At 55.6% G+C, this 13,882-nt stretch carries 10 protein-coding genes; 1 reads left to right on the top strand and 9 read right to left on the bottom strand.

The window, feature by feature from the left end:
• Positions 1 to 26 precede the first annotated feature (26 nt).
• The 7 genes from QP982_RS00970 to QP982_RS01000 all read right to left on the bottom strand — a co-directional run bounded on the left by QP982_RS00970 (position 27) and on the right by QP982_RS01000 (position 9,546).
• Entirely contained in the window at positions 27 to 2,138 is a 2,112-nt protein-coding gene (locus QP982_RS00970; protein ID WP_070437279.1) for an alpha/beta hydrolase-fold protein, read from the bottom strand.
• A 554-nt stretch (positions 2,139 to 2,692) separates the two neighbouring features.
• Complete coding sequence (locus QP982_RS00975) at positions 2,693 to 3,736, bottom strand: alpha/beta hydrolase (RefSeq protein ID WP_070437281.1); 1,044 nt, start codon at positions 3,734 to 3,736, stop codon at positions 2,693 to 2,695.
• A 470-nt stretch (positions 3,737 to 4,206) separates the two neighbouring features.
• Positions 4,207 to 5,226, bottom strand: a complete 1,020-nt coding sequence (locus QP982_RS00980) for a decaprenyl-phosphate phosphoribosyltransferase (protein WP_049193199.1) — start codon at positions 5,224 to 5,226, stop codon at positions 4,207 to 4,209.
• A gap of 29 nt (positions 5,227 to 5,255) precedes the next feature.
• Positions 5,256 to 5,846, bottom strand: a complete 591-nt coding sequence (locus tag QP982_RS00985; protein WP_049190962.1) for a phosphatase PAP2 family protein — start codon at positions 5,844 to 5,846, stop codon at positions 5,256 to 5,258.
• Positions 5,830 to 7,890, bottom strand: a complete 2,061-nt coding sequence (locus QP982_RS00990; RefSeq protein ID WP_284870092.1) for a glycosyltransferase — start codon at positions 7,888 to 7,890, stop codon at positions 5,830 to 5,832. Before QP982_RS00990 ends, QP982_RS00985 begins: the two co-directional genes overlap by 17 nt.
• 199 nt (positions 7,891 to 8,089) lie before the next feature.
• A complete protein-coding gene (locus QP982_RS00995) occupies positions 8,090 to 9,103 on the bottom strand; it encodes an alpha/beta hydrolase (protein WP_076772821.1) in 1,014 nt (337 codons plus the stop codon).
• Positions 9,104 to 9,285: 182 nt separating this feature from the next.
• Complete coding sequence (locus QP982_RS01000) at positions 9,286 to 9,546, bottom strand: hypothetical protein (RefSeq protein WP_076772817.1); 261 nt, start codon at positions 9,544 to 9,546, stop codon at positions 9,286 to 9,288.
• Positions 9,547 to 10,015: 469 nt separating this feature from the next.
• Here QP982_RS01000 and QP982_RS01005 point away from each other — a divergent pair, with 469 nt between their 5' ends.
• Positions 10,016 to 10,807, top strand: a complete 792-nt coding sequence (locus QP982_RS01005; RefSeq protein ID WP_284870094.1) for a hypothetical protein — start codon at positions 10,016 to 10,018, stop codon at positions 10,805 to 10,807.
• Positions 10,808 to 11,157: 350 nt separating this feature from the next.
• On the opposite strand, the gene QP982_RS01010 is transcribed toward QP982_RS01005, so the two are convergent.
• Both QP982_RS01010 and QP982_RS01015 read right to left on the bottom strand, forming a co-directional pair.
• The gene (locus tag QP982_RS01010; protein ID WP_143323232.1) at positions 11,158 to 11,976 is read right to left on the bottom strand and encodes a DUF2971 domain-containing protein; all 819 of its coding nucleotides are present in this window, start codon (positions 11,974 to 11,976) and stop codon (positions 11,158 to 11,160) included.
• A gap of 683 nt (positions 11,977 to 12,659) precedes the next feature.
• The gene (locus QP982_RS01015; protein WP_256700344.1) at positions 12,660 to 13,574 is read right to left on the bottom strand and encodes an EamA family transporter; all 915 of its coding nucleotides are present in this window, start codon (positions 13,572 to 13,574) and stop codon (positions 12,660 to 12,662) included.
• Positions 13,575 to 13,882: the final 308 nt, after the last annotated feature.

Consider the following 13,882-nt stretch of genomic DNA (forward strand, 5'->3'; position numbering starts at 1 on the left):
TTATTCAGTGCCCTGCTTTGGTTGGCTTACTTGTCATCACCGTTGTCGGCGGCTGGGGCCGGCGCTTCTGGCTTATTGCGCTCTTCGACAATCTTGCCGTTGAGCTGACGAATCCAGCCACCCTCGAACTGCTGCTCAAGACCGCCGGCCTTGACTGGCTGCAGTGGGCCGACCGGGTAGCCGAACGGGCCATTTTCGTAGCCAGTGCTGCCCCAGTGGTCAGTGATGTCGTTGGAGCGCACCGGCTGTGCACCAGTTTCCGGAGTCCAGTAAATGGCACCGTGTTCGAAGCGCTGGAAAGCGCCGCGGGCGAGCTTGACCTCGTCGCCGTCGACAGGCAGACCCAGATCGGACTCAGCGCCACCGAGCTCCTTGTAGACACGGCCGATTTCACCACGCACGATGCGAGGTTCTTCGCCGCCGATCTTGACGATGGTGCCACCCTGGAAGTCCTGGGCGACACCGCCCGGAATATCGCGGTGGTTGGCGACTGGGTAGCCCAGCGGACCGGTCTCGAAGCCGGCCTTGCCCCAGACGTTCATAATGTCGCCGGTGACTTCGTGGGCTCCGCCTTCCGGAGTCCAGTAAATCGAGCCCTTTTCGAAGTGAACGAAGCGTCCCGAGCCATCCGGCGTAGCCAGTTCGTTGGTCACTGGGTAGCCGAGCGGCGAGGACGGACCACCGAGCTCGTTGTAACGCGAACCGATGCGTCCCCAGACCACATGTGCCCCGGAATCCGGGTGCCAGTAGGCGGTACCGCCGGTGAAGTCCTGAGCCACGCCATTCTTGGCGACACCATACTCATCCGACAGGCAGGTGCCGATTCCCGGCAGCGATGCGACGGCCTTTTCAATCTCGCCACCTACGCGGCAGACAGCGCCACGATCGGACTCCGGCAACTGCAGTGCATCGGCCAGCGTTGGCCAGGCCTGACTGACCTCGAATTGCCAGTACGGCCAGGTGTGAGTACCCGAGCTCCGGAAGTTCACAACCGGCTCGACGCCCTTTTCGCGAGCATTTCGGATGAAGGTCTCACTGGTCATGCGGGAAAGCACTTCCAATGCGTAACCGGTCGGATTGTCCGGCTTCGTCGGATCGATCTGCGACGGCACGTCCCACTCACCGGTGTTGCCGTTACCCGCCGAGATGTACAGCGACATGCCCTTGAGCTTGTCGATGTTCAGCTTCGGATCATTGTCCTTCCAACGCTGCGAACCGAGCGGGCCCCACATCTTCGTCGCGTCATAGCCACCGGTGTTCTTCATCGCCAGAGAGATTGCCTGCGGCATGCCCGGCGAAGTCATATCCAGGTAACCAGAGAGGCTACCGGCAAACTTCCACAGCTCCGGAGAGTGTGCTGCAACGTTGTAAGCACCGGTAGCTCCCATGGAGATACCGATAATGCCGCGTTCATCGTTGCCGCGGAAGCCGTTGGTGATAACCGGCACGAGCTCCTTAGTGATGAAGCTCTCCCACTTGTAGTTCTGACCGTTATCCGGCTGATCCCAGTCAGAGTAGAAGGACGATGTACCGCCGGCAGGCATAACCACCAGGACATTCTTGTCCTCGTAGAAGCGCTCGATATTAGTAGCGCGAATCCAACCGGAGTAGTCATCAAACGATGCCATACCGTCAAGGTGGTAGACGCTCGGGAATGTGCGCTCCTTGTCGCGGTACCAATCGCGCGGCAGCAAAATCTCAACCTGGATTGGCTTCTCCGGCATGGCAGCCGAGCGAATGTGCGCAATGACGTGGTGATCTGTGTACCACTCGACCTTGTCTACGCTGACTCCGCTGGGGAGGTTCGCCACTGCGGGAGTATCGACTTTAAATGGCGTACGCTCCGGCCCTGGCATCGGCTTCGGCATACCCAGGCCAGGTAGCTGCGCACCAGCAGCTTGCGCTGCTTCAGCGGCCTTAGCAAGGTCTCCCAGGTCTCCAGATTGAGCCAACTGCCCCTGAACGGCCTGAAGCTCCTCGTAGCTAGGCAGACCTGGCTGAGCTGGCTCCGGTTCCGCCACTGCAGCAGGGGCACCGAGAGCGAGAGTCAACGGTAGTGCCAAAAGTGCGGTCAACGCCCGCGATGACTTCCGGCTGTTGCCGAGGCCACCACGGGGGAATCTAGCGGTTACGCGCATAAGAGGGCTTCCCTTTACAAAGTCGCTGGTTGAAATTATTTGAGACGTTGAGTGTTGCACCGGCGCCGATTAGGCACCTGCAGATAGCATCACGCGGCGCTAGAGCTATGCGTTTACCGTTCGACTTCGCGGAATTACGTGGTGACCAGCAACGTATCCGAAGGTTCCCCTCCTCCGGCATGCCGCTGCACGAAGAATCTCACACACGTTCTGCGAAACAAACGGTATAGCTACCTGAATAGCTTCACCCTTTACTTTAAGGTTCGACTCTCATGTTTACCCTCTTACGGGTAAAAACCGTGGAGACACACGCAAACGGAACTGAATTCAAGCTTTGACAGCGCAACTCTTTGTGCCCCTCTTTAAGCCGTTACCCACACCTTCCGCTCAGCATCCAAACCGGACTCAACACAGAAAAAGACCAACCCCAACAAAAGGATTGGTCTTTTTCAAAATTGAGACGTCTTAAGAAGCTAGTCCCTTTAAGAAGTCATCCAGCACCAGAACTAGGCCAGCGCGCCAGAGCGCCAGAGTGCCCTGAAATAATTACCGGCTTAAAGCCCCAGCGCCCGAAGAATGTGCGGGCGAGCAAGCGCGGCATCACGGCCCCACAGCTCCCACGAGTGGATACCGTTGGGGCTGTAGACAAACTGCGCATTGAGGCCGGCAGCGCGAGCATCCTGCTCAAAGCGCTGCGTCGAAGCGCGGGAGACGGACTCCATCACGGCACGCCAGACGGTGTCAGGGAGCTGTGGCACCGGACGGTTCAAAACCTCCGGATCACTCCACAGGCTCTGAACACCCTGGGCGGAGGAAACATACATCGGCAGCCCCTTGAGCTGGTCGAGCAGCATCGAAGGGTCATGGGCCTGGCGTTCCGCCGAGGCCGGAACCGGAAGACCCCACATGCCAGTCGGATTCACTACACCAGTGCTAGCCACCATTGCAGTGGTACCCGTAGCAACAACTGGGTTGGACATCTGGTAGTAACCGGACAGCGAAGTAACCTGCTTGAACTGATCACGGTGGCGGGCCGCCAGAGAAACCGCCGCAGCCGCACCCATGGACAGACCAGCGATTGCGTTGCGGTTCGGGTTGACACCAAACTCACGCTGCAGATAGACCGGCAGCTCCTGAGTCAGGAAGGTTTCCCACTTCTGAGTCTTGACCCCTTCGGAAGTCACGGCCGGATCGCTCCAGTCGGCATAGAAGGAGCCGTCGCCAGCAGCCGGCGCAACCAGAGTGATGTTGTCATTGGCGAAGGTCTGAGCAATGTGACCCGACCAAATCCAACCGGACGCGCCCTTATTAAAGCCCCACAGACCGTCGAGCATGTACAGGGACGCATCGCCGCCACCAGTAGCCGCCTTAATCTGAACCGGAATATTGCGGTTCATAGCCGGCGAGAAGACCTGGCAGTACTGAACCCACCAGTTGTATGGATCCCACTCACAGCCTGGACGCAGTCGATCACGGTTTGGATCAGCACTCGCATCCTTCGCGGATGCGAGCATGATGCCACCAAACACCATTGCAACAGCCACAAGGGCAGCTACGACCTTCACCGTGAAGTTACGACTCACTGCAGTAAAGCTCATCGTTCTCCTCTTTACTTTCGGACTTACCTCCGCGCCAGACTTTTCGGAGGCAGTCGCTTACGCGAGCTTTCGCTTTTCTGCTTCCAGTTGTGACGCGACAACTGGAGACCCCACAAAAGAATCTCGAGTATGTAACGATACTCAATCGTTTCCCTACATCCAAGTTTAAATCGTAATCATTCCGTAATATTTCTCACATTTCTCCCCAAAACTATCCACCACAAGGAGAAACAATGTTTACCAGCATGGAATTACAAAATTGTAATTCTGCCCCGACTAATCCGTAGGACTGACTGAGAAACCTAAAACACGCCTACAAGAACCCCAAACACAACGTAAGTATTAGCTAGGCACAAAAAAGCCCATGCACCCCTCGGTGCATGGGCTTTCAGCTACCAACCGAACCCGACTAGAACCCGACGAGAACCCGACGGAAATCGCAGTTCGCTTAAAGGGATAAGAACTGGGAACTACCCCAGAGTCGGGACAGCGTAGACAGCGATGGCAATGGACAGCAGCCACAGGACGGCCAGTGCCTGCAGCGGTCGGTCCTTGAGCGCAATCTCATCCGGGCTTCCCGCATCACCACGGTCAACGTCGGCGGCGAAGCGCAGGATGGCCACAGTGAATGGAACCATCGAGATCTCGTACCAAATAGCCGAAGTCGATGAAGTGCCCGGCGCGCGGCCCATCTCAAAGCCCCACAGCGCGTAGCTCAGCACCACGGCGGTCGCAGCGAGGGTCCACACAAAGCGCAGGTAAGTCGCGGTGTAACCCTGCAACGACTTTCGAATCTTCTTACCCGTGCGCTCTGCCAACAGCAGCTCAGCGTAACGCTTACCGGCTGCCATGAACAGCGAACCAAAGGCGGCAACCAGCAAGAACCACTGGGACAGGTTGATGTTGGCAGCAACACCGCCGGCCATTGCACGCAGCATGAAACCCGAGGACACCAGCGCAATATCAATCACCGGCTGATGCTTCAGGCCAAAGCAGTAACCGAGCTGCAGCGCAATGTATACAGCCACAACAATTGCTAGCCCTGGCCCCTCAGAGGCGAACCAGGACACCGCAATCGAACCAATAATCAGTGCGACCGCCATAATGTACGCCATGCTCACCGGCAGTACGCCAGCGGCAATTGGGCGGAAGCGCTTGGTTGGGTGCGCGCGGTCAGCTTCGACATCGCGGGCATCATTAATCAGGTAAATCGACGATGCGGCCAAACAGAAGGCCACAAACGCCACCAGGATGTCGACGGTCAGCGTACCGATCGAACGTCCCGAGTCCATGATCTCGTTGCCGGCTGCCAGTGGAGCCGCAATGACCAGGACATTCTTCACCCACTGCTTCGGGCGAAGCGCCTTGATCATGCCGTCCAACAGATTCTTCGGCGGATGCCCCTGCGGGTGCGCAGGCTCATCGATACCGGAAGTGTGCGGCTCGGACCCAATCCTTGATTGAGAAGCTTGCCGCTGGTTGGCCGACACATTGGCCAAGTTGTCGTTCTCCGCCTGTGTCACTGTGCATTCCTTTCCGCAATGGAGGGCTGTCCACCCTGGTTATGCTGCGCCTTTTTCGGCTCGATGACCTTATCACCTATCTTGTCCACCGCAAGAGCAGTGGCTGTACCCAGCGCTGCTCCGAGAGCGACATCGGTTGGGTAATGAACTCCCAGCACCAGGCGGGAGAGCATAATCGCCGGCACGCCCACGGCCGGTGCTGCCGGGTAACCCAACTTTGCAATCCCCACCAGCGCCGCCGTCGTCGACGTCGCGTGCGAGGACGGGAAACTCAGCTTGCTTGGCGTACCAACGCCGATTGCTATACGACGGTCATGGGGACGCGGGCGACGGACAATGCGCTTAAGCACCACCGATGCCGCATGCGAGGTAAAGGCGGCCACACCGACCTTTGCCCAGCTAATGCGTCGCTCCTTATCCACCGCCGCCCCGAGGGCAGCGAGCCCCATCCACCCAAGGGCGTGCTCACCGAAATAGCTCATGGCACGCGCGGTGGGCAGCACACCCGGGACGTCGTTAAGCGTGTGCTGAATATTAACGAGAACGTCGGACTCGCCGAACGGATCGCCTTTAATTTTCGAAGACATTCGCCCAGGCCTTCCTACTGGTCAGATCGTCATAGGCTGCGCGGTAGCGTGCCTGCATTTGCTCGAACCGCTCCTCAACCTGCTTTTGCAGCTCCCAGGATTCTTCCAGCAGAGCCTTGGCCTTGTCGCGGTCACGCTGGCGATACACCACGCCACGGCCATCAGCGGTGGTGACCGTTGCGCCATCCAGACGCGACAGGGAGAACCAACGAGCCTCCAGCGGCGCCAGGTTTGCCTGCGGCACCGCATGGTGCTCGGAGTTTTCCGGGCGCACGCTGTGCAGCAGACCCTTGGCCAGCCAACCGACCTTCTTCAGCTTGCCCAGACGACCACCGACATCCTTTGTCGGAACCCCCGGAATACCGGAGGGCTTTGGCAGATCGCCTGCGCTCGGCAGCACAACCGCGTCGGGGAAGCTCTTACGCAGGGCATTGATGCGCGGCAGCGAGGACTCGAGAATATCGAACAGGTGCTCCGGACCTGCCAGGAAGTCCTTCATGGCTTCGTTCTGGATGGCAACAGTGGAGTACTCCAGGCACAGAAGGTGCTTGAAAGTGGCCTTGCGCATGGAACGCACGATACCGGCAGCATCGCCCTCGTGCTGAAGAGCCGCGACAATCAAGCGGTTGCGCAGGTGGAAGTACGCCTGCCAATCAATCGCATCGTCTTTGTCCGACCAGGCCATATGCCAAATTGCTACGCCCGGCCACGTGGCCGTCGGAAAGCCTGCCGTGCCTGCGCGCAAACCGTATTCGGCATCGTCCCACTTAATAAACAGTGGCAGCGGCTGACCGATTGTCTCAGCGGCGACGCGTGGAATCAGGCACATCCACCAGCCGTTGAACTCAACATCGATGCGACGGTGAAGATCCTTCGAATCGACAACCTCACCGGTTGCGTTAGTGCCGTGCTCCCCGCGATCGCGCAGTGGGTGCGCATAAAAGTCGTGGTCATAGTGGACGTGCGGAGCGGAAGTCCACATGAAGTCATGGCGGCCGATGACTTCACCCATCGAGTGCAAGTGGCTGCGCTCCTGCAGGTTCAGCATCTGACCGCCGACCAGCATCGGGGACTTCGCGAACCGGCCGACAGCAACCGCACGCAGAATGGAATCCGGTTCGATGGCGATGTCGTCATCCATGTAGAGAATGAACGGACTATCGGTCGCACGCTTCGAATCCGAATCCGGACCGCCCAGGGCCTCATACATAATGCGGGAGTACCCGCCGGAACCACCGAGATTTCCCTGCGGGAAAATACGCAGGCGGTCACCAAAGTGCTCGGCGACAGCATCGAAGCCCGGCTCGTCTGCCGGGTGCTTGGTGCCCTGATCAGGCATCAAAACAGCATCGATGATGGCATCGACCTCAGAATCCGAGGACAGCGCCTCAAGAGCAGCAACTGCGTCGGTCGGGCGATTGAACGTCGGGATACCGATAGTGACGCACCCCTCCGGCGCCGGATGCTCCGTGCCGTCCGGGTACGTCTGGCTCGGCGCCTCGATATCGGAGTACCAACCTGCGGAGTGGATTACCACGTCCGTCTCACAGGTGAGGTCAAACCAAATCCAGCCGCCGTCTTCAAATTGCGTCAGCGGTACTGGGATTTCGCAGACGTGCACATCCTTGCCGTCCACCTTGGCTTCTGCACCTTCAGCCGCCGCACCCAGATCACCGACAACTTCGCCGGTCACGGCGATACGCGCACCGTCAATCTTCGAACGGTAAATGTCCACGCGCGCAGTACCGGACAGTTCCAGGCGCAGGACAACATTGTCCAGATTCGTCCACCGGCGCCAGTAGCTGGCCGGAAAAGCATTGAAGTAGGTTTCAAAACTAACTTCATCACCCGCCGGAATGGTGGCTGAGGTGCGAGAATGTGCTTGCACACGACCGGCATTAGTCTCCGGCTCAACCAAGTAGAGCGAGCGGACATCACGGGGCTCACCCAACTTTGGCAGCAAAATCCGCTGCAGGCGTTCAACGGCAAGGCTTGACGACGTTGTCGGGGTATGTGTCCGCTTTTGTTCAGGCTGTGATGCCATGAGACGTATCAACCACTTTCCGAAAGGTCTACCGGGGGTGTTGCCGCCGATAAGTTACCGACGTTTCTATCTCATAGCATCCTAGTGCCCGTGGCGGATTGCCTCTTGTTGCCACGCTAGCGACGGCCCAGAATGTGAAAGCCCCTACGCGCTGCGAACTATCTGCTGCGCATAGGGGCTTTTCGTTCAGGTTCTAGTTTTAAGCTCCGAGGAAACCTTCGATGCGGGCCTTGGAGTTCTGGAGGTTGCGATCCCAGGTCGGCCAATCGTGGATACCGGTCTGCTCGTATTCAAACGTCGCATCCAGACCGGAGGTACGAGCACGCAACTCAAACTCGCGGGTGGACAAGCGGGACAGCGACTCCAGCGCAACGCCACCGGCCTTCGGGACGACCCGGTAGAGGTTCTTCGGGTCACGAACCTCATCCGGAACACCATTTGCCGAGGTAATAACCAGATCCAGCCCCTTCATCTCCTCGACGTTCAGGTACGGATCATTGCGGACACGCTCCGCTGACATAGGCGCACCCCACATGTCGAAGGAGCTGTAGCCAGCCGACAGCTGAGCGGCCTCAATTGCAGTGGTCATACCCGGCGCAGTGGTGTGCAGGTAACCGGAGAAGGCAAGAGCCTGACCGAACTGGTCTCGGTGGTTGTATGCCAACGATAGTGCAGCAGATGCACCCATGGACAGACCTGCAATGGAGTTACCAGTGCGAGAAATGCCGAACTCACGCTCAAGGTAAACCGGCAGTTCCTGAGTTAAGAAGGTCTCCCACATGTTTACAAACGGACCGTGCACACTAACCGACGGACGCTTCCAGTCGGTGTAGAAGCTACCGCCGCCACCACCTGGAATAACCAGGTTGACGTTGGATCCCTCAAAAGTACGTGGGGCGTTACCGTGCTCCACCCAGTCAGAGGCATCAGCCGGGCTACGCAGGCCATCTAGCAGGTAGAGAGCCTTGTTACCACCATTGGCAGAGGCCACAATCTGAACCGGAATATTACGATCCATGGCCGGCGAATAAACCTGGCACTTCTGGGTGAAGTACTGGTACGAATCCCACTCACAACCCGGGCGCAGCGAGCCTCGGTCACCTGCCGCGCTCGCGGCCGGCGCCATGGTCAATGCAGACGCAGCCACAGCTACTGCGGATGCAACGGCTGCAACCTTTCGGCGCCAACCACGGAAAGTAGAGGTGATTTTCACGTGTGCATTCTCCTCACAATGTGCGATTCCCCACGGCCGGTGGGAACTATCAGGCGTGTTTCCTCTTCAGGGAATTACCTTAAGAAAACAGTAAATCTTCGACAAACTTACCCGCATTCACTGTTGTTTTCCAGCAGAACACGTCGAAACTCCACTTTTCGGCGGGTTCTGGTACCGCATTTCTACTGCGCAAGCCCCCGCAGCTCACGCGACTCCCGCGCCCCGCGCCAGGTAATAATCGCACCGGCCACCGCGATTAGCACGATGCCCAGCGCCATGGACCAGGTCACTCGGTCACCGGAAAACGCCCAACCCAAGATTGCACCGATGACCGGGTCCAGCGCGAAGAGCGTGCCGGCGCATAGAACCTGGGTACCACTGACTTCTATGTCAGCCCTGTCGGTTTCATGACCGGAAATGGAATAAGAGGGAAAGGTGTTCACGGTTAAGCGATTGCACGCATAGCGTAACTATTCACCCCAGCTTCCGTACTCCTCGATAGCAGTCTGATTCTGGAAAATCACCTCAGATTAAGAAAGAAGAAGACAAAACTAGACTCAAGTGAGCATTACGCGCTACGACATGTACAGCGCGCAGCAGCCCAGCATTGACGACGAGAACAAGCTGAATGGGGCATTCAGAATCTTCCTTTGGGGGTAGATGCAACTCGATTTAATGGCACCTAACCTTTTAATGAAAGTCTTAGATTCTGAATCAACCAGCCAAATATGGACTTCTATGTCAAAAGAAAGAGAAGCACGTCATAGCCGAGTTTCCCAATCCAAAAACTGAAAGTGTTTCAGCCCATATCTAGTAGACGGGACCATTGCCGGAGAATCGGCCACTCAGTAGTTCAAAACACTAGTTCTTCCAGCGGGAACCAGACACCCCCACTAACCTAAAATGCATACTATGAACAATGATGCCACCCCGATGGACCCCACTAAGCCTTTGCGCTTGCAGGCGATAAACCCAACGTTGCATGGTGTTACCCCCGACCTAAGCAACTTCGTGCAACAGGTGCACGAGACCAATGCGAAAGAACTAGCAAAACAATTAAATACTTTTGCGAAAAATACGAATTTAGCACTTGACAGGAGTGGAGCCAAACTAAAAATAGACCCAGCCGCACAGTTCTCGCAATGCATATCTGCTGCCATCCCCAGTCTTATACACCAGATTCAGTCATCACCGATGAATAAAATGGTTAAAGCCCTTGACCAGCAGTTTTTCGGACCAGAAGTCGATTACTCCGCACTTTTTAACAATACGGGGGCTATCAGTCAGGCACTTGAGGAGCTTCTCTCCACACCTTCGATTGCTATTAGCTTTCAAAATTTTGAATTTGCGCTTCAGGATACTGTTGACAAGTTAGCAGTCTCGGACGAAGCTCCAAAAGATCAGATTCCCTCGCTCCCAGAAGAAGACTCTAAGGAATCTGCAACAACCAAGTCGATCGCCCTATCAGCTACTTACCGCACTGCTGACGCCCTTACTGCGCTACTAGACCAAATCATGGAATTCACCCGAAAGAAGGCTATTTCGCACGATGCCGCTTCACTGATTGCTCAATCAATCGTTACGCTTGCCACCCTGGGGCTTACAGCCAACCCCGTCCTAGTTATCACCCTTATATGGTCGTTTGAACAGGTTATACGACGGTTACTTCGCTCACCAGACGAACTTGGTGTTGCAAAAGACTAAATCTAATTCTTGCGTCAAACCAATTACAGTTCTCTACTAAAGCATTCTAATGCTGTGAAGAAGCAGCTCCGTTGTCAGAGATAAAGAATCTTCAGACTCATACTCACATACCTGCATCAGCCACAAAATGAAGCCTCCACTATGAAGTAGCTTTCAGAGACTCTCCGAGTTTTGTCGGCACCATAAATCGATACGTACCAGGTATGGCTAGAAGCAGGAAAGAGAGACCATCCATTTCCCGAACTCTAAATGTCGGTCCAAATCAGCACTTACGCCAGCAGAGATTCCCAATACATCCTCGAAAACTGCACTATGTAACTTCGTTCCTAACGCAAGACGTGACTACCTGTTTATTTCACTCTGGACACGTCACACTCCTCAATACCAGCAGCGTTCAGCATCGCTTGGACATCCTTAATTTCGAGAAGACAGTGTCTACCTAGACGTACAGCTACCAATGGCAAAGGTCGAATCCAAGTATTCTCAGAATCAAAGCACGCCAATGGCATATATTCCTGGCCGTTCAACTCGTTAATTTTCGGCTTGTAGGTACTGTAGGCCCCTATTATATACCGATATTCTTGTTCAAACTGATACGAGGCGAACTTTGCACGCGCAATAAATGTTCCCAAAACTCTTCGGAAACTCTCTCCCATGTATTCTCCCCACGGGGCTTGTAAATGCTCTTTTACGCCTTCAATTAATGCAGCCTCGGCGAGCTCGACCTGCCTTTTGCTGTTGTACTCGACCTTTACCCAACCATTTTTAACGGGAGGAATAGCATGCAGTTTAATTTCATTCGAGCCAGATGATTCAATGAATTGCGCACGGGTGTCTAGTGCTATGGCAATCCCCCTATGGCTATCAGCATAATGTTCCCAATGGAAAGACGAATCTACAACTTTCGTTGTCGACAGAATAAATAAGTTCTTCAACCCCTCATAGAGCTGCTCCTCAGCCCATGCATAGTCCAGAATCGGATGCGCCATTTGTTGAGAGCGTAGAATCTTATCTCGGGCGATTCTCAGCGCCCTCATACCAGGCTCAATTTCCTCCTGACTATTCAAAGAAATAGCCGAAGACACAAAAAGTCGTTGGGATTTGATAATCCCCTCAAAGCCAGACTCAGATGTAAAGTGCCACAGTTTTCTTGGAATGTCCGAGTTCACTCTGCTATCCGTTCTAACTCCATCACACAACCTAACCAAAACGAGTCCTTAGTCCCACTTGCAATTCTACTGCTCGCGAGCTTAACAACTAATTTCTCACTCGACACGGGGCGGTGGACAAATTTAGTGTTACGTCGATTTTTGAAAATATGGGTCTAACTTTGGGTTCTTTCGATTTCCTGTCCTACCAATAGACCGGTTGGCTTCCGACGCTAATATTTCGACTTCCTACAAGCCTGCTCAGCCTTGCGGTAAGCCAGGCAACCACTGAACTCAGAGTCTCCAAGCGAAGGCACGAGTAGCAAGCGAGTTGTGGAGTCATAAAGGAGATCTCGCTTCTCCTACACCCTCCTTGTTTGACAGGATAGGGACTCTAACTGCAATTCAAAAAGCTGGTTCTTCGCAGGATCACACTGTGGCACTTTAAGACTGCGCGCCTGGTTAATCGTCATCGTGTTAAGTCCAGACTTAGTTTTTACAACACACAGTAACTGAGACCGAACAAAGGTGGACTCCAACAAAGCGCTTAGTACGATTGAGGAAGTATCTGCTGGCCGAATTCGAAACAAGTGATTCTGGAAAACGAACTGACGCTCAAATGTTTCCGCAATTGCTGCCCGAACAACTTCTCGCAATCACGCGATGCGAAGTTGTTTATTACTCAGTTCTGTGCGCGTAAGTAATTACCCAACACGCGACTCCCGCGCCCCGCGCCAGGTAATAATTGCGCCAGCCGCCGCGATCAGCACGATACCCAGCGCCATCGACCAGGTCACTCGGTCACCGGAAAACGCCCAGCCCAGGATTGCGCCGATAACGGGATCCAGTGCAAAGAGCGTGCCGACGACCGCAGCTGAGACAATCCCCGCAGCGATGGTGTCCATCACGTAGGGAATAACAGCACCAATGAACCCAGAAATAACGATGGTGGACCACATCGAACCGTCGACAAGCGGTGCGGCGGAAACGGAAAACGGCGCGAGCACAATTGCTGCGACGACCACTGACAGCGCCAGATCCGGCATGCCGCCGCCCTCGGAACTGCCCATTCGGGCAGAGAAGAGCGTGTAAGCGCCGAAGAAGATTGCGCCGATTGCGGCGCAACCAATGCCGATAAGGTCCAGGTCATTGGAGGGCTGGGCGATTAGGGCGACGCCAATGAAAGCGACGATGGCCCACAGGCGGGATCGCCACATTTTCAGTCCCAGGAACGACACGACGCAAGGGCCGAGGAAGTCGATGGTGACGGCGACGCCCTGCGGGAGGCGCGCGATGGCTGCGTACACCATCATGCTCATCATGCCCATGGCGATGCCGTAGACCACGATGTTGATGGCGCGGGCGCGGGTCATTCCGGACAGTTTTGGCCGGAACAGAACCACCATGATGATGGCGGCGGCGGTCATGCGCAAGCCCGATATGCCCGGCGCGCCGACCGTGGAAAGCATGCCAGTGACCAGCACGGCTGCAGCCTGGGTACCAAGAGAACCGATAAGAACCAGAATGACAGGTGCCACTGGCAGGGTGAGAAACTTGTTCACACGCTGCAGCAATGGCCCCTGCTGGGGAACTTCGGTTTGGCTTTTCTCACGCGACACTCGCGCAATACTAGCGCGGGAGCCGCAAGCGGCAAACCAGTGCCCATGTGGCTAACAAATAGATCCATCGCAGGTAATACCGGCACAAAGCTTATTCCTGAAAAGCGATTAAGCGGCCCCATAGCCAGGTTCGTATCTAATCACAGCCAGACACCCCGACATCTAAGCCGGAAGTACACCCCAAGGCACGTTCACATCATGCTGTGAACATAGCTAGACCACATCTAGTCACACACAACTTCCTTCAAAAACCGTAATTGACCAGCACTTCTAAGTTGTTAACGTACATACGCTTGACATTACTGTGA

The sequence above is a fragment of the Corynebacterium sp. MSK019 genome (genome assembly GCF_030232425.1).
Taxonomy (GTDB): Bacteria; Actinomycetota; Actinomycetes; order Mycobacteriales; family Mycobacteriaceae; genus Corynebacterium; species Corynebacterium jeikeium_D.